The sequence below is a fragment of the Oricola cellulosilytica genome, assembly GCF_019966575.1.
GTDB lineage: Bacteria > Pseudomonadota > Alphaproteobacteria > Rhizobiales > Rhizobiaceae > Oricola > Oricola cellulosilytica.
This window is the reverse complement of record NZ_JAINFK010000001.1, coordinates 62,299-78,074: the sequence shown is the minus strand read 5'-3', so window position 1 is coordinate 78,074 and position 15,776 is coordinate 62,299. Positions and strand designations below refer to the sequence as shown.

Genomic DNA, 15,776 nt, shown 5'->3' with positions numbered 1-15,776 from the left:
GCGCATTGATGATCTGAGCGTTTTTCGCTAGAGGATCATCAATTCGCCGAATTTTCCGGTCAGCGCGGGGGCCTGAAAGCGGGCGTCCCGGCAACAAGGAACGGCATCATCGTGATCAAATCGCAGAACGGTATAGTGGCACTTCGCGCACCGGTGGCTCTTTTTGCGGCGGCGTTTGTGCTCTCGGGATGCCTTGGCCCGACCTACGGCACCGATCGAACGGCTGGAGAGCAACTGGTCGATGACCTGAGCGAGATCGTGTCGCTTAGAGGCGAAAGACCGGAACCCATTGATTATACCCCCCGACCCGGCCTGGTGAAGCCGGCGGACACGGCAACCCTCCCGGAGCCGCAGCAGAACATTGCGGACGCATCGGGGGAATGGCCGGAATCTCCGGAGGAACGGTTGGCGCGCATTCGTCAGGAAGCGGACGAGGGCACGATCCGGCCCGGACTTGCGAAGAAAGCGGGACTTTCGGAGCAGCCGAAATTTCCCGGCACGGGTGCGGGAGAGAGCCTGCGTGATCGCGGTGACACGCCGACTGAGGTCGCGAAGAGCCGCACTCTGATCAAGCAACAGCAGCACGAAGAGGTTACGGTCGCAGCCGCGGCGCCGGCAAGGAGAACCTACCTGACCGATCCGCCGGTTGAGTATCGTCAGCCGGCGGACACTGCCGCCTATGGCGATCTTGGCGAAACGGAATCGGCGAAGGAGCGTGCACGCAAGAAAGCGGCCGCCGATCCGAAGAGCGGGTGGCGTCGGTTGGTTCCCTGGCTCTAGTCTTCAGGGCCGCGCTTCGTCTGAAAAAAAGCGCGCAGCATCGCGGCGGATTCGGCCTCGCCGATGGCCGGGTAAATTTCGGGTGAATGGTGGCAGGTTGGATTTGCGAAAAAGCGCACGCCGGACGTGACGGCCCCGCCCTTCGGATCCTCGGCGCCGAAATACAGACGGCGGATGCGTGCGAACGAGATCGCGGCCGCGCACATCGCGCACGGTTCGAGCGTCACATAGAGATCGCAACCTTCGAGGCGCTCCTGACCGAGCGCGCCGCATGCGTCGCGAATCGCCAGAACTTCGGCGTGCGCTGTCGGGTCGTTCAGTTCACGGGTTCGGTTGCCGGCTTCGCTGATAACCTCCCCTCTGCGGATGATGACTGCTCCAATCGGAACCTCGCCGCGTTCTTCGGCGAGTCTGGCCTGGGCGACCGCGCGGTCCATGAGTGTCGGCCGCATGGCGGGTTCCTGCGCGTTCGATGCCAAACTTTCTCTCGCATGCATGAGGCTCGCCTGTTATCGAGCCGGTGAATGAGGCAAACAGCATATGGCGAATGATGACAAGCCCCGTGGGCGTTCCCACAAGCCGCGCGCGAGCGACGGCCCCCGGGACGACCGGCGCAAGAACGGGCAGCGCGGCAAAGATAACGAGCGCGGGGGCGACAAGCCCGGGCTCCGTTCGCGTGGGTTCAAGGACCGCGGCCCGGGCGCAGGTGCGTCCGGAAAGCCGGGCGCGGAACGTTCACGTGGCTTCAAGGGCAAGCCGGACGGAATGCGGCCGCATTCTGAGTCGCGCGAGGCCGTCGAGGAAACCTCGCAGCAGGGTGAACCGGAACGCATAGCGAAATATCTGGCGCGCGCCGGTGTCGCCTCGCGTCGCGATGCGGAGCGGATGATCGAGGACGGCCGGATCACCCTGAATGGAAAGAAGCTGGATTCACCGGCTGTCAAGGTGACACCGGTCGACACGATCCTCGTTGATGGCAAGCCAATGCCGGAAATCGAACGGACAAGGCTGTGGCTTTATCACAAGCCCGCGGGCCTGGTTACGACGAACCGGGATCCCGAGGGCCGCCCGACTGTATTTGACCGTCTGCCGAAGGATCTTCCGCGGGTCCTGACGGTTGGACGACTGGACATCAACACCGAAGGCCTTCTTCTGCTGACCAATGACGGTGGGTTGTCGCGCATGCTGGAATTGCCGCAGACCGGCTGGCTGCGCCGCTACCGTGTCCGGGCGCATGGCCGCGTCGACCAGCGCCGTCTCGACGAGTTGAAGAACGGCATCGCGGTCGATGGTGTGTTCTATGGTGCGATCGATGCCGAAATTGAACGAGAGCAGGGCTCCAATGTCTGGATCACGGTCGGGCTGCGCGAAGGCAAGAACCGCGAGGTCAAGAACGTCATGGGCGCGCTCGGCCTCGAGGTTAACCGGCTGATCCGCATCTCCTACGGCCCCTTCCAGTTGGGCGATCTCGCGGAGGGTGCGGTGCAGGAAATTCGCGGAAAGACCCTGCGCGACCAGCTTGGCGCCCGCCTGATCGCCGAGTCCGGTGCGAACTTCGACGCGCCGGTTCGCGCCCCGTTCTCCAACAAGCCCGTGGAAGCCCGTGAGGAGGACACGCGAAGGGTCGAGGTGGAAAAGCGCGGCGACTGGGTGCGCTCCAGCCCCTCCCGGCCCGATGGCCGGAAGGGCGGGAAATCGGTCGGGCGGGACGACGCCCTGGCGCGTCTCGACACCCGCAAGCCGCAGCCGAAAGGCGCGAAGCCGGGACAGAAGGACGTCAAGGCCGGGCCGAAGGGCGGCAAGGGCGATGCGCCGGCGGAGCAGCGCAAGAACCGTTCGTCGAATGTCTGGATGGCGCCGGGCGCGCGGCCGCAAAGCGACAGACCGCGTCCAAGGCCGGCCGGCGCAGGCAAGCCGCGCGGCCCCAGGAAACGCGGCTGACCGGTGCGCATTGTCGGCGGCAAATTTCGCGGGCGGACGCTCGCCTCGCCGAAGGCTGGCGCGGACGCGATCCGTCCGACCGCCGACAGGACACGCGAGAGCCTGTTCAACATCCTGGCCCATGGCTGGCCGGATGTGCTGGAAGGCGCCCGGGTGCTTGATCTCTTCGCCGGAACCGGTGCCGTCGGCATCGAGGCATTGTCGCGCGGCGCGGCGATGGCGCTGTTCATCGAGCAGTCCGCCGGGGGCCGGGGTCTCATTCGCGCCAATATCGAGGCGTTTGGCCTGCAGGGCGTGACGAAGCTGTTCCGGCGGGACGCGACACGCATGGGCGATATTGGTACAATGGAACCGTTCGATCTCGTCTTTGCCGACCCGCCCTATGGCCGGGGCCTGGCGGAAAGGGCGCTGGTGTCACTCAGGGAGGGCGGATGGCTGCGCGCGGACGCCTTGCTGGTCGTCGAGGAGACGTCGGCCGCGAACTTCGCCGCGCCGGATGGGTTCCGGCTGGCCGACGAGCGTCGCTTCGGAGACACCACCATGCACTTCATGACGATCGCGTGAAATGAGCAAGACGACGAAAACCAGCGTCACGGTTGACAGTGGCGGCACCGGCGATCCGACCGTTGCGGTCGCGTTCGGCGGCGGCGGCGCGCGCGGCCTGTCGCATATTCACGTGATTGAGGCCCTCGATGAACTCGGCATACGGCCTGTGGCGATCAGCGGCGCGTCGATCGGCGCGATGATGGGTGCGGCGATGGCGAGCGGCATGTCGGGCCGCGACATCCGCGACTATACGCTCGGTATGCTCGGCAACCGGGCCGACGTGCTCGCGCGGATCTGGCGGCTCAGGCCCTCCAGCTTCTCCGACATGGTGGATCGCGGCTTCAGGATCGGTCAGTTTGACGTCGAGCGCATCGTCCGCAATTTCCTGCCGGAGAGCATTCCGCACGATTTTTCGAAGCTGGAGATCCCGCTTTGCGTCGTCGCAACGGATTTCTTCGGCCACCACGAGACGGTCATTCGCGATGGCGATCTCTGGTCGGCGATCGCGGCCTCTGCGGCAATCCCGGCGCTTTTCAGGCCCGTCCGGCGTGATGGGCGCATATATATCGACGGCGGCATCTTCAATCCGGTCCCCTATGATCACATCCTCGACAAGGCCGACATCACGGTCGGAATCGACGTTGTGGGCACCCCCCGTGGCGACCCGCGCCGTATCCCCAAGACGATCGACAGTCTCTACGGCACGTCGCAGCTCATGATGCGTTCGATCCTCACGTTGAAGCTCCAGTTGCAGGCGCCGGACGTCTTCATAAAGCCGCCGGTATCGAATTTCCGGGTGATGGATTTCCTCAAGGCGCGTCAGATCATCGAGGCCACGATGCCGGTGCATGACGAGACCAAACGCAAGATCGAGCGCGCCATCGAGGACCGGATACGGAAATCCGCCTAGAAGCATGGCCCTGGCCAGCCCAGCGCCGCGCGCCTTCACCGAGTCGCCGAGCCGCGTCTTGCTGTCCGACGGAATCAGCATGTGCGGGAGCAGGCCCTCCGTTCAGTTGAAGCTGGCGACGGCAATCTCGATCACAGTGCCGGCGTGGTCGCGCGGTCGTGAATTTGGCCTTTCCGCGTTCAAACCGGACTGGCGGGAATTATCGGTTGTCGGCCCGTTTTGTGGTCACGATCGTTCCTTCACCCGGCCCGCCTCAGCGCTCTCATCCGTCTGTTCCCCGGTGTTGATGATGCGTGCCTCGCGCTTCGGCTTGATCAGCGGTTCAGGCGACGCGGGACGCGTACGCACCATGTCGTTGCCTGCAAAGATACCTTCGGATTGCTGGATCCGCAGGCGCTCGGCATCGCGTTTCTCGACCTCTTCCATGATCGCTTGCGCGAGCTCGTCGGAGGCCCCAAGCATTTCCAGGGTCCGCCGGCCGAACTCCAGCCCGGACTTGAACGTCTCCCGCATTTCGTACTGAACGCCCTTCGCCCGCAGTTCGAGGGTGTGCGTGCGGTCGTAGGACCGTACGAAAAGTATTGCGTCGGGGTACTCGGACTGGACGAGGTCTACAACCTTGTCGGTGATTTCCTTCTTCTGGGTGCAGACGGCGACGATCTTCGCGCGTTTGATCCCCGCCGCTTCGAGCACGTCCTTGCGCGTGCCGTCGCCGAAATAGATCCGAAAGCCGAATTTCTGGGCCGAGCGTACCCGGTCCGCGGAGTGGTCGATAATCGTCACGTCGGAACCGCCCGAGAGTAGGATTTGTGAGGCGATTTGTCCGAAGCGCGAGAAACCGACCATGAGAACGTCCGCACCGCCCGCACCCTCGAAACTCTCTTCCATTTGCTCGCCTGTTTCGTTGCGGAGAAATTTCTGGCCGAGCGCGACGCTTAGCGGGGTCAGTGCCATCGTCAAAGTCACGACGGAAATGAGCTGCGAGGCGACGTCGAGGGAAAATATTCCGAGCGCTGCCGCCGCTGAAAACAGGACGAAACCGAATTCCCCGCCTTGGGGGAGAATGAGAGCTGTTCGCACGCTGACGTCGTGGTCCGCTCCAAAGACCCGGCAAAGACCGTAGATGATCACCGCCTTCACGGCCATCAGAACCGGCACCGCCGCGAGGATGGCAATCCAGTTTTCGAGGATGACGGAAATTTCCAGAGACATTCCGATCGCCATGAAGAACAGACCGAGCAGCAGGCCGCGAAACGGTTCGATGTCGGCCTCGAGTTCGTGGCGGTAGGACGATTCGGCGAGCATGACGCCGGCAATGAACGCGCCCATCGCCATGGAGAGACCGGCGACCTGCATCAGCATGGCAGCCCCCAGAACGACCAACAGCGCCGCCGCGATCATCGCCTCGCGAGCGCCGGTATTGCCGATGATCTGAAAGAGGGGATTGAGCAGGAAACGGCCCGCGAACACCAGCGCGGCAACTGCCGCGATAGCTGTCAGAAAGGCCTGAAGATCGTTGCCGCCGCTGTCCGGTCCGGCAGGTGCCAGAAACGGCAACAGCGCCAGCAGCGGAACGATGGCCAGATCCTGAAACAGGAGAATGGCAAATGACTTCCTGCCATGCCTGCGATTGATCTCGCCGCGCTCCTCCAGCACCTGGAGCGCGAACGCCGTCGAGGAGAGCGCCAGACCAAAACCGATTGCGACGGCGGAGTTGAGAGCAAATCCGGCGAGATACATGGCCAGCAAGGTGATCGCCACGCCGCTGACAAAGACCTGGGCAAGCCCGAGCCCGAAAATGTCCTTGCGCAGGCTCCAGAGGCGCGAGGGTTTTAGTTCGAGCCCGATGATGAAAAGAAGAAAAACGACCCCCAGTTCGGCGATGGAAAGGATTTCTTCGCCCTCGGTAACCATCCGGCTGAGAGGTCCGATCACCACGCCGGCGGCGAGATAGCCGAGGACGGTCCCGAGCCCTATGCGCTTGAACAGGGGCGCCGCAATCACTGCCCCGCCAAGCAGCATCACGGCATCGCTGAAGAAACCGGGTGTCGATCCGCCTGCCATCCATTGCTCCCATGCCGTGGATTTGGGTGCGCCGATATTTCGATCGCGCCTTGATGCCTTCGCCTCAGGGCCATACATGACTGCCAACTGAACGTCCGGCAATTTTTTATTCGGTTTTTGCCCAAGGGCAAACACGCCGCCCACTGGAGACGGAATGGAAGACCATACGCAAAGCCTGATCGACAGGGCTTCGTCGCTCGTCGATGCGGCCCGAACAGCCGGCGCTGATGCCGCCGACGCGGTCGTCGCCCGCTCAAGCGCGAAGAGCGTTTCCGTCCGTCTCGGCAAGGTCGAGGGGACGGACGCGTCCGAAAGCGATAATTTCTCGCTTCGCGTTTTTGTCGGAAACAGGGTCGCCAGCATTTCCGCGAACCGGATCGATGACAGCACGGCGCTTGCCGAACGTGCCGTCGCGATGGCGCGGGTGTCTCCGGAGGACCGGTTCAACACCCTTGCGCCTGAGGATCGTCTGGCCCGCAAACTTCCCGATCTCGATCTTTTTGACGAAACGGACGTGGCCGCCGACAGGTTGACCCGGGACGCGCTCGACATGGAGGACGCGGCGCGCTCCGTCGAGGGCGTTTCCAATTCCTCCGGCGCAAATGCTTCTGCCGGATCCGGTGGCATGGTCCTGGTGACTTCGCACGGGTTCTCGGGTTCGTATCGCCGCTCCGGGTTTTCCCGCTCCGTCAGCGTGATTGCCGGCAGCGGCACGGAAATGGAGCGGGACTACGACTATTCGTCCAAATTGTTCTTTCGCGACTTGCGGTCTCCCGAGGAGATCGGGCGCGAGGCCGGTGAACGCACGGTTCGCAGGCTTGGCCCGCGCAAGGTGCCGACGCAAACAGTCACTGCGGTCTACGATCCGCGGGTTGCCCGCGGAGTGCTCGGGCACCTTTCCTCGGCCATAAACGGCGCATCGGTGGCCCGCAAGACCAGCTTTCTGCGTGACATGATGGATCGTCAGGTCGCAAACAGCACTGTAACCGTGGTCGACGAACCACTGAAAATTCGAGGCCAGGCGTCGCGCCCATTTGATGGTGAGGGAGTTTCCGCGAAGACGCTGAAGATGGTCGATGAGGGGATGCTCAGGCACTGGTTTCTGTCGACGTCGATTGCCGCGGAACTTGGCCTTGAAACGAACGGGCGCGGTGCGCGGAACGGAACGACGGTCTCCGCCTCCTCGACCAATCTCGTGCTCGAGCCGGGCGATGCGAGCCCCGAGGACATGATGAAGTCGATCGGAACCGGCTTTTATGTCACTGAGGTGTTCGGGCAGGGCGTGAATATGGTGACCGGCGAGTATAGCCGTGGCGCGTCGGGTTTCTGGATCGAGGACGGCGAGATCGCCTTTCCGGTGTCCGAAGTCACGATCGCCTCGAACCTGCGTGACATGTTCTTGCGCATGGTTCCCGCCAACGATCTCGATCGGGACTATGCGACCGCCGCCCCCACACTCATGATCGAGGGCATGACCCTCGCGGGACAGTAGGTCCGTTGGAAAAAATTCACACGCCCCAAGACAGCACCCCGCTGGCCCAGGCTGACCTCGATCTTATAAGCGCCGCCGCCGCCGAGGCCGGTTGCATCGCCATGCGCTATTTCAGGGGCGACAGGGCGATGGATGTTCAGTGGAAGAACGGCTCGTCTCCGGTCAGCGCCGGCGATTTTGCCGTCGATCGATTTTTGCGCGAGAAGCTCACACTTGCCCGACCCGGTTACGGCTGGCTTTCGGAAGAGACGACCGACGAACGGCCCGAGACCCGTCAGAGCGCCTCTCGGACCTTCGTAGTCGATCCGATCGACGGCACGCGTGCTTATATCGACGGGCGCGACACATGGTGTATTTCCGTCGCGATCGTGGAAAACGGTGTGTCCATCGCCGGTGTTCTCGAGTGTCCGGCGCTTGGACTGAGATACGATGCCGTTGCGGGAGGCGGATCCCGCCGCAACGGTGAGCCGCTGCGGATGAAGCCGGTAGCGGAAAAGCCGCTTATCGCCGCGCCAAGGGCCATCCTGGCCGAAATCGACGCGGCGTATCCCGGCGGCTACCGCCAGCATCCCCACGTTCCCTCGCTTGCCTACCGACTTGCGCTAATCGCGGATGGGTCGATCGATGCCACAGTGGTCAAGCCGAAGGCCCATGACTGGGACATAGCCGCTGCGGGGCTTCTGATAAGCGAGGCCGGAGGCATACTTCGCGCCCTGGACGGTCAGCCGCTTGTGCTCAATGCGAGAAATGTGGTGAAACCGGCGCTTGTCGCTGGAAGAGCCGAGGTGGTCGCGCCTATGTTCGGTGTTGTGACAGAAGACACGTTCGGATAAGCGTCGCAACAAATATTTCAAGTTTGAAGGTTTGAATGAGATGCCTGAGAAGCCGCAGGGCAAACAACTCCTGCACTTGGTTTTCGGCGGCGAACTGGAGTCGCTGAAGGATTTGAAGTTCCGGGATCTGGATTCGCTCGATATCGTCGGTATCTACCCCGATTACCAGAGCGCGCAGGCCGCCTGGAAGGCGAAGGCCCAGCAGACGGTCGACAACGCGCACATGCGCTACTTCGTCGTCCATTTGCACCGGTTGCTGGAACCTGAAGGCGATACCTAGAACAGGGGCCATCGGCTTCGCTGGCGCGATTTCGGGCCGCCTGCCGAGCAGGCCGGAGCCGTTCGAGTGGAAGCGGAAGCCGGCGTCCGGCGAATATGCGATGGACAGAGAAAATACGTTTCGCACAAGACATGATCCCGGCATTCGCTGGACGAAACGGCTGTGGCGCAAGGTCCGCGCTCCGCTCGCCCGATCGCAATTCGCCGCCGACGGCCTCGCCTTCCTGGTCGTCGCCTATTTGCGCTTGGTCTACCGGACGAACCGGTTCGTACGCTTCGACAGGGAGCGCGTGGACGAGATCGTCGCCCACCACACCCCCTTCATCGTCACTTGCTGGCACGGCCAGCATTTCCTCGTGCCGTTTTTCGGCCGCGGCGGACACCCCTCGGTGATCATGGTCTCGCGCAGCAACGACGCCGAGCTGAATGCGCGCGTGGTCGAGCGCCTCGGCTTTCAGACCGTACGGGCTTCCGGGGGCCGGGACCGGAAGGCGGCCCACGAGAAGGGCGCCGTTCGAGGTCTGGTCGCGCTGCGCAATCATCTGCGCGCCGGGCGTTCCGTCTCGATGATCGCCGATATTCCTCACGGCGTTCCTCGGGAGGCGGGAAAGGGCATCATAAGTCTGGCGCGGATGAGCGGCGCACCGATCGTGCCGGTCGCCTATGCGTCGTCGCGCCGGCGGTTGTTCGCCAATGCTTGGGATAAGGCGGCGTTAAACCTCCCATTCGGAAAAGCCGCGTTTTGTGTCGGCGAACTGATCGATGTTCCCGCCGACGCCGACGATGAAATCATGGAGGCGCGGCGCCAAGACCTTGAAAATACTCTGAATTCGGCAACAGAACAGGCTTATGCAGCCGTGGACGGTACGCCGTGAGCGAACGTTGGGCCCGCGCCGCGCTGCAGACCTATCGCTGGCTCGGCTCGGCTTTTTACCCCTTTATCGGCACTTACGTCGCCATCCGAGCCTCGCGCGGCAAAGAAGAACACGGCAGGCGGCGCGAACGCTACGGTCGAAACACGATTTCGCGACCGGAGGGGTCGCTTGTCTGGGTTCACGCTGCCAGCGTTGGGGAAACGGGGGCGGTCGCCGCATTGATTGCGCGACTGCGCGGTCTGGGCATAGAGGTTGTTCTCACGACCGGTACGGTGACGTCAGCGAACTTCGCGCGTGAAAGGCTGGGCGAAGACCTTCTCCACCAATACGTTCCGTTGGATATTAAGCCGGCGGTTAGCCGTTTCTTGCACTACTGGAAGCCGGATCTTGCGATCTTCGCAGAGTCGGAGATCTGGCCGATGACGATTCTGGAATTGGGTGCACGGCGCATTCCGCAGGTCCTCATCAACGGGCGCATGTCCGATCGCTCCTTTAAGCGCTGGAAGAAGCGCTTGGCCCTTGCGGAATCGCTGTTTGAGAACCTTTCTCATGTCGCCGCGCAGACGGAGTTGGATGCTGAGCGATTCCGGACGCTCGGCGCCAGACCGGTGACGGTTACCGGAAACCTGAAAGTCGACGTCGAGCTGCCGCCTGTTGACAATGCTGTTCTAAATTCGCTGTTGGGGGCGATGGAGGGGAGGCCCCGCTGGGCTGCCATCTCTACTCACGAAGGCGAGGAGGTGATTTCCGCCAAGGTGCACCGCGCCCTCAGGAAGTTTTGGCCAGGGCTTCTAACCATCGTCGTTCCTCGTCATCCCGACCGCGCTCCCGCGCTGCGCAAGATGTTTGAAGAACATGGGCTGAAAGTCTGCCATCGTAGCGAGGACACGGAACTGACCTCCGATGCGGATGTGTTTCTGGGCGACTCTATCGGCGAAATGGGGCTTTATCTTCGGTTGACGGACATCGCGTTTGTCGGCAAGTCGCTATCCGGAACAGGCGGACAGAACCCGCTTGAACCGGCGATGCTGGGAACGGCGATACTGAGTGGCCCGAACGTTTCAAGCTTCGCCGAGATCTATGACCGGCTGTGCGAAGCAAAGGGCGCGCGCATCGTCGCTGACGAAACACTGCTTGCAAAGACGGTGCACCATCTGCTCTTGCAGCCGAAAGCCTGCGCGGCGATGGCTCGGGCGGGGGCGCGTGTCGTAGACGATTTAAGCGGGGCGCTGGACCTAACCTGGCAATCGCTCGACCCCTATATCCACCCGCTTCGCGTTCAGGCGGCGCTGAAGAAAAATGCCCGCGACGACGGGGAAGACGGCGTCAACGATCGCCAGACACAGGAATTTGGTCATGGCTGGACATGAGGCGCCGCCATTCTGGTATCACCCGACCGGCTGGCAGGCGAGAGCGCTTGCCCCACTCTCCTGGGTATATGGTTCGATCGCGCGAATGCGCATGGACCGCGCCAGGCCGCGTAGCGTCGCGGCCCCGGTTCTGTGCATCGGCAACCTCACAGTCGGCGGGTCCGGAAAGACGCCGACCGCGATTGCACTTGCCAAGGCGGCTCGAAAGGGAGGCTTCACTCCCGGATTTCTCGCGCGGGGATATGGCGGAACGCATCAGAAGCCTCACCGCGTCGATGCGGACCAGGATTCCGCCAAGGCAGTGGGTGACGAGCCGTTGTTGCTGGCACGCACTGCGCCCACCGTCATCGCGCGCAATCGAGGGGCCGGCGCACGTCAACTGGTGGATTGCGGCGTGAATTTCATCGTCATGGACGATGGCTTCCAGAGCAGAACCGTTCATATCGACTACTCGGTGATCACAATCGACGCTCGTCGTGGAGTGGGCAATGGCGCGGTTATTCCGGCGGGGCCTCTCCGCGCGCCGCTCGTCGACCAGATGCGTCATGCGAACGCTGTCCTGCGTATCGGCGACGGCGATGCGGGGGACGGTATTGTTCGCGCGGCCGCGCGCGCCGCAAAACCCTCCTATCGTGCCCGTCTCGCGCCCCGGGGACATGACTCACTCTCGCGCAAGCGCGTACTGGCCTTCGCCGGTATCGGCGATCCGGGCAAGTTCTACGACACGCTGACCCAAGCGGGATGCTGGATTTCCGCCAAGCGGGACTTTCCCGATCACCACGTCTATACCGCTCGCGATGCTCGGGACCTGTTGGACCAAGCCGCGGCACAGGGGCTGCTGCTCGTGACGACGGAAAAGGACGCGGTGCGGCTCAACCACGCTGAGGGTGCACTTGGAGAACTGGGCCGGAAGATCCGCACGGTTAGTGTCGACCTCGAATTTGAGGACCCTTCCGTGCCCCGGGCGCTTGTCGAGGCCACCGTCCGTAATTACGACGAGCGGCGGCTTCACAGACGCTAGCGTTCCCGCTCCGCGGCCGAATCCGCTATGACCGATTCATAAATTCCAGTTCGCGTCTAAGCGACGCCTCAACGTCAGCGTAAGCTTCCTGCCGTTCAACATTCCAGTATTTCAACTCGTCGAGAGGTATCGGCTTGCCGGTAACGGCGCACCTAACAAACGTCCCCGGCGCAAGGACCTGATAGTCGGCGTCGAGGTATCGAATTTTGGCTTCCGCTGCGTTTGGTTTTTCGAAGATGTTCATTTTTTTGGGCCCGGAGTGGAAGTTAAAGCAATTGCCGCGCAATTGGAATGGAGCAAATCGGGGGATTTCAGCGGCGCCCGAATAGCCGCTCTAGATCGGTAAGTTTCAACTCGATGAATGTCGGGCGACCGTGGTTGCAGGTGCCGGAGCCTGGCGTGCGCTCCATCTGGCGAAGCAGCGCATTCATTTCCTCAGGGCGCATGCGGCGCCCTGAACGCACTGAGCCGTGACACGCCATCGAGGACGCCATCCGTTCGATGTTGTCCTTTACCCGCAAGACTCCCTTGCCGTCAGAAAGATCGTCGGCGAGATCGCGAAGCAATCCCTGCGTATCCACCTCGCCCAGCATCGCGGGCGTGGCGCGCACCGCGATCGCGCCCGGTCCGAAACGCTCGACCTCCAATCCGAACCGCGCAAGCGTCTCGGATTCCGCAGCCAGCCGGTCCACGTCCTCGACCGGCAGGTCGACGATCTCAGGCACCAACAGCATCTGCGATGGCAAGCAGCGGTCGGCAAGGGCATTTTTCAGCGCCTCGAAGACCAGACGTTCGTGAGCGGCGTGTTGGTCGACGATGATCAGGCTCTCTCGTGTCTGCGCTATGATGAAATTCTCGTGCACCTGTGCCCGCGCCGCGCCGAGCGGGTGACTTTCGGCCCCGGTATCGAGCGAACCGTCGCGCGCGTCCGCCGAAGGCTGTGTCACCCCGCTGAAACATGCTTGCCTCTGTTCGGCGAATCCGGATGGATAGTCCTGAGGCCGGTTTACGAGCGTCGAGACTGCTCCGTTGAGCTGCGCTGCCGCGTCGGGAGCCTCCCGCCGGTATGACGGTGCGCCGCCCGGCCTGAATGACGAATTCATCGCCTCGGATGCCGAGGTGGAGCCGCGAACACCCTCTTCGGCGAGCGCGCGGCGCACGGCCGAGATAATCAGTGCCCTGATCAATCCGGGATCGCGAAACCGCACTTCGGCTTTGGCGGGGTGAACATTGACGTCGACAAGACGCGGATCGAGTTCGAGGAACAGCGCGCAGACAGCGTGCCGGTCCCGGGCGAGCATGTCGGAATACGCGCCCCGGAGCGCGCCGACCAACTGCTTGTCGCGCACCGGGCGACCATTCACATAAATGAACTGGTGCGAGGAGTTCGCCCGATTGAATGAGGGAAGGCTGCTCAGTCCGGCTAGTCGCACTCCTTCCTTTTCCGCGCTGATTTCCACCGCGTTTTCGCGGAAATCACGGCCCAGGATCTGAGCGACGCGAGCGCCCAGCGCATCGCCGTTTGTACCTGTTGCCGGCAATTCAAGCGTCGAGCGATCATCGCCGGACAGGCTGAACGTTACACCTGGCCAAGGGATCGCCAGGCGTTTGACCATTTCGGTGATGGCGTTCGCCTCGGCCCGGTCTGACTTGAGGAATTTGAGACGGGCGGGCACGTTCAGGAACAGACCGGTGACTTCGACCATCGTGCCGCAATTGCCCGCGGCAGGGCGTGGCGGGGAAAGGGTCCCCCCGTCGACCACGATCTCGCTCCCGGTCTCGCTTGCGCGGTGCCGGGACCGAACCGTAAGGCGCGAAACCGAGCCGATCGAGGGGAGTGCCTCGCCGCGAAATCCGAGGGTGGCAATGGCCGTCAAGTCCCGATCCATCTTCGACGTGCAGTGGCGCGAGACGGCGAGAGGAAGATCGGCGGGCTCCATCCCAAGCCCATCATCGGTGACCCGCAGAAGCGTCTTGCCGCCGCCGCTCGTCAGAATCTCGATACGGCTTGCGCCGGCGTCGAGCGCGTTCTCGATCAGTTCCTTAACCGCATTGGCAGGTCGCTCGATGACCTCACCGGCAGCGATCTGGTTGACGATCGTTTCGTCGAGCTTGTGAATCGTTGACATTGCCGGCGACTATAGCGGCTGCCGATGTAGCGCGAAACTGCCGCTGGTATCTGTCAACGAATTGGGTTGTAAGACAGGGGCCAATGCCCGCGCCAGCTGATCCTGAAAATGCTCCACCGTAGCGCCGCTGCCGCTCAGCATCAGCCATTCAGTCCACAGGTTTGCGGCCATCGGATGGGCAATGGCGTAGCCCTGCACGTCGCCGCAGCCGATCTCGCGCAGGGTATCGACTTCGGCCTCGGTCTCTGCGCCTTCCGCCACAACCGCGATGTTGAGGTCCTGCGCGAGATCGACAAAGAAAACGAAAAGAATTTGGCGGACTTGCCCAGATGGTGAAGAAGTTGATAATTCACCACGATTGCCTCGCGCGGTTGCCGCAAAGGCAAAAGCCGATAACAAGACCTTGTATCGACGAACTTTCTTGGGAGGAAAGCAATGAACGTCAAATCTTTTGGCCAGCGCCTTATCGGCGCGGCAACCGCGCTCGTGCTTGGCGCGGGTATCTCAGCGGGACTTGGTGCGCCCGCCTACGCGCAGGACGTAACTTTGCGGATGCACCAGTTCCTCCCGCCGCAAGCAACGGTTCCGGCGAAATTCCTTATCCCGTGGGCGGAAAAGGTCGGTGAAGATTCCAATGGTCGCATCAAGGTCGAAGTTTATTCGGCGATGGCGCTTGGAGGGAAACCGCCGGAGTTGATCTCCCAGGTGCGCGATGGCGCGGTGGACATCGTCTGGACCGTTGCCGGTTACACGCCGGGCCTGTTCAGTCGAGTTGAGGTATTCGAACTGCCGTTCATCGCTACCAACGCGGAAGCCACCTCGCGCGCATTCTGGGATCTGTTCGAGTCCGACATGAAGGACACGGATTTCGCCGACTTCAAGATCTTGGCGACTTGGGTTCACGGCCCGGGCGTGATCCACGGAAAGGGGGAAGGCGTTCAAAGTCTGGAAGATATGCAGGGCAAGAAGGTGCGCGGCCCGACCCGCGTCATCAACGGCCTGCTGGCAAAGCTCGGCGCCACAGCTGTGGGCATGCCCGTTCCGGCGATCCCCGAGGCGCTGTCGAAGGGTGTGATCGACGCCACCGTCATTCCTTGGGAAGTGACGCGTGCATTGAAGGTCGCCGAATTGACGGAAACTCATACCGAGTTTGCAGGCGACCGGATGCTCTACACGGCGGCCTTCGTCCTTGCCATGAACAAGGCGAAATACGATTCGCTCCCCGACGATCTAAAGGCAATCATCGATGCGAATTCGGGAGCCGAGGTTTCGGCCCTGGCCGGAAGGGTGATGCAGGAGGCCGACAAACCGTCGCGCGATTTTGCCGTAGAGCAGGGAAACAAGATGGTGACCATTGATGGAGCGGAACTCGAAAAATGGAAGCAGGCTGCCCAGCCGGTGGTTGACGAGTGGATCGCCGAGATGGAGGGTAAGGACATCGACGGTGCAGCCTTGCTCGATAAGGCGCGCGCCGCGATCGATGGTTACTCGAACCAGTAACGGATCGCGCGCTTGAAATCTCAAAGCAGGTCCAAG

General features: G+C 62.4%; 16 protein-coding genes. 11 read left to right on the top strand and 5 right to left on the bottom strand.

Annotation, left to right across the window (positions count from 1 at the left end; all coding sequences use genetic code 11):
* Positions 1-111: 111 nt before the first annotated feature.
* Entirely contained in the window at positions 112-780 is a 669-nt protein-coding gene (locus LC298_RS00350; protein WP_131565677.1) for a hypothetical protein, read from the top strand.
* On the opposite strand, the gene LC298_RS00345 is transcribed toward LC298_RS00350, so the two are convergent.
* Positions 777-1,232 carry a nucleoside deaminase gene (locus LC298_RS00345; protein ID WP_223385476.1) on the bottom strand — a complete coding sequence of 152 codons (456 nt, stop codon included), beginning with the start codon at positions 1,230-1,232 and terminating at the stop codon, positions 777-779. The two genes, LC298_RS00350 and LC298_RS00345, sit on opposite strands and share 4 nt — an antisense overlap.
* Before the next feature lie 88 nt (positions 1,233-1,320).
* On the opposite strand from LC298_RS00345, the gene LC298_RS00340 reads away from it, so the two are divergent.
* From LC298_RS00340 to LC298_RS00330, 3 genes are read left to right on the top strand one after another with little or no spacing between them, the layout of a single operon-like run.
* On the top strand, positions 1,321-2,721 hold the full coding sequence (locus tag LC298_RS00340) for a pseudouridine synthase (RefSeq protein ID WP_131565679.1): 1,401 nt from the start codon (positions 1,321-1,323) through the stop codon (positions 2,719-2,721).
* Positions 2,722-2,724: 3 nt separating this feature from the next.
* Positions 2,725-3,285 (top strand): 16S rRNA (guanine(966)-N(2))-methyltransferase RsmD, encoded by a 561-nt coding sequence (gene rsmD / locus LC298_RS00335; RefSeq protein ID WP_131565681.1) that lies wholly within the window; start codon positions 2,725-2,727, stop codon positions 3,283-3,285.
* Position 3,286: 1 nt separating this feature from the next.
* On the top strand, positions 3,287-4,177 hold the full coding sequence (locus LC298_RS00330) for a patatin-like phospholipase family protein (RefSeq protein WP_131565683.1): 891 nt from the start codon (positions 3,287-3,289) through the stop codon (positions 4,175-4,177).
* Between the two features lie 225 nt (positions 4,178-4,402).
* Here LC298_RS00330 and LC298_RS00325 read toward each other — a convergent pair whose 3' ends face one another.
* Positions 4,403-6,241, bottom strand: a complete 1,839-nt coding sequence (locus tag LC298_RS00325) for a monovalent cation:proton antiporter-2 (CPA2) family protein (RefSeq protein WP_223385475.1) — start codon at positions 6,239-6,241, stop codon at positions 4,403-4,405.
* Positions 6,242-6,395: 154 nt separating this feature from the next.
* Between LC298_RS00325 and LC298_RS00320 the strand changes: the two genes are divergently transcribed.
* The 6 genes from LC298_RS00320 (at position 6,396) to lpxK (ending at position 12,111) form a co-directional block, all read left to right on the top strand.
* Positions 6,396-7,733, top strand: coding sequence for a TldD/PmbA family protein (locus tag LC298_RS00320; RefSeq protein ID WP_131565685.1), 1,338 nt, complete (start codon positions 6,396-6,398; stop codon positions 7,731-7,733).
* A 5-nt stretch (positions 7,734-7,738) separates the two neighbouring features.
* Positions 7,739-8,566, top strand: a complete 828-nt coding sequence (locus LC298_RS00315) for a 3'(2'),5'-bisphosphate nucleotidase CysQ (RefSeq protein ID WP_223385474.1) — start codon at positions 7,739-7,741, stop codon at positions 8,564-8,566.
* A 40-nt stretch (positions 8,567-8,606) separates the two neighbouring features.
* On the top strand, positions 8,607-8,846 hold the full coding sequence (locus tag LC298_RS00310; protein WP_131565687.1) for a DUF4170 domain-containing protein: 240 nt from the start codon (positions 8,607-8,609) through the stop codon (positions 8,844-8,846).
* A 100-nt stretch (positions 8,847-8,946) separates the two neighbouring features.
* Positions 8,947-9,720: a lysophospholipid acyltransferase family protein gene (locus tag LC298_RS00305; protein ID WP_131565688.1), complete on the top strand. Its 774-nt coding sequence runs from the start codon at positions 8,947-8,949 to the stop codon at positions 9,718-9,720.
* The gene (gene waaA, locus LC298_RS00300) at positions 9,717-11,090 is read left to right on the top strand and encodes a lipid IV(A) 3-deoxy-D-manno-octulosonic acid transferase (protein ID WP_131565690.1); all 1,374 of its coding nucleotides are present in this window, start codon (positions 9,717-9,719) and stop codon (positions 11,088-11,090) included. Before LC298_RS00305 ends, waaA begins: the two co-directional genes overlap by 4 nt.
* Entirely contained in the window at positions 11,077-12,111 is a 1,035-nt protein-coding gene (gene lpxK, locus LC298_RS00295) for a tetraacyldisaccharide 4'-kinase (RefSeq protein ID WP_131565692.1), read from the top strand. Before waaA ends, lpxK begins: the two co-directional genes overlap by 14 nt.
* 25 nt (positions 12,112-12,136) lie before the next feature.
* On the opposite strand, the gene LC298_RS00290 is transcribed toward lpxK, so the two are convergent.
* The 3 genes from LC298_RS00290 to LC298_RS00280 all read right to left on the bottom strand — a co-directional run bounded on the left by LC298_RS00290 (position 12,137) and on the right by LC298_RS00280 (position 14,639).
* Positions 12,137-12,355, bottom strand: coding sequence for a DUF2093 domain-containing protein (locus LC298_RS00290; RefSeq protein ID WP_131565694.1), 219 nt, complete (start codon positions 12,353-12,355; stop codon positions 12,137-12,139).
* A gap of 67 nt (positions 12,356-12,422) precedes the next feature.
* Positions 12,423-14,240 (bottom strand): DNA mismatch repair endonuclease MutL, encoded by a 1,818-nt coding sequence (gene mutL / locus LC298_RS00285; RefSeq protein ID WP_131565696.1) that lies wholly within the window; start codon positions 14,238-14,240, stop codon positions 12,423-12,425.
* 9 nt (positions 14,241-14,249) lie between these two features.
* Positions 14,250-14,639 (bottom strand): EAL domain-containing protein, encoded by a 390-nt coding sequence (locus tag LC298_RS00280; RefSeq protein WP_223385473.1) that lies wholly within the window; start codon positions 14,637-14,639, stop codon positions 14,250-14,252.
* A gap of 36 nt (positions 14,640-14,675) precedes the next feature.
* On the opposite strand from LC298_RS00280, the gene LC298_RS00275 reads away from it, so the two are divergent.
* Positions 14,676-15,740, top strand: coding sequence for a TRAP transporter substrate-binding protein (locus LC298_RS00275; RefSeq protein WP_131565700.1), 1,065 nt, complete (start codon positions 14,676-14,678; stop codon positions 15,738-15,740).
* Positions 15,741-15,776 lie beyond the last annotated feature (36 nt).

Excerpts from the sequence above, each read along its gene's own strand:
- LC298_RS00310 (WP_131565687.1), top strand. The coding sequence starts at position 8,607 with ATGCCTGAGAAGCCGCAGGGCAAACAACTCCTGCACTTGGTTTTCGGC.
- LC298_RS00320 (WP_131565685.1), top strand. The coding sequence starts at position 6,396 with ATGGAAGACCATACGCAAAGCCTGATCGACAGGGCTTCGTCGCTCGTC.
- LC298_RS00290 (WP_131565694.1), bottom strand. The coding sequence starts at position 12,355 with ATGAACATCTTCGAAAAACCAAACGCAGCGGAAGCCAAAATTCGATAC.
- mutL (WP_131565696.1), bottom strand. The coding sequence starts at position 14,240 with ATGTCAACGATTCACAAGCTCGACGAAACGATCGTCAACCAGATCGCT.
- LC298_RS00340 (WP_131565679.1), top strand. The coding sequence starts at position 1,321 with ATGGCGAATGATGACAAGCCCCGTGGGCGTTCCCACAAGCCGCGCGCG.
- LC298_RS00330 (WP_131565683.1), top strand. The coding sequence starts at position 3,287 with ATGAGCAAGACGACGAAAACCAGCGTCACGGTTGACAGTGGCGGCACC.
- LC298_RS00275 (WP_131565700.1), top strand. The coding sequence starts at position 14,676 with ATGAACGTCAAATCTTTTGGCCAGCGCCTTATCGGCGCGGCAACCGCG.
- LC298_RS00325 (WP_223385475.1), bottom strand. The coding sequence starts at position 6,241 with ATGGCAGGCGGATCGACACCCGGTTTCTTCAGCGATGCCGTGATGCTG.
- LC298_RS00345 (WP_223385476.1), bottom strand. The coding sequence starts at position 1,232 with ATGCGGCCGACACTCATGGACCGCGCGGTCGCCCAGGCCAGACTCGCC.
- LC298_RS00305 (WP_131565688.1), top strand. The coding sequence starts at position 8,947 with ATGGACAGAGAAAATACGTTTCGCACAAGACATGATCCCGGCATTCGC.
- lpxK (WP_131565692.1), top strand. The coding sequence starts at position 11,077 with ATGGCTGGACATGAGGCGCCGCCATTCTGGTATCACCCGACCGGCTGG.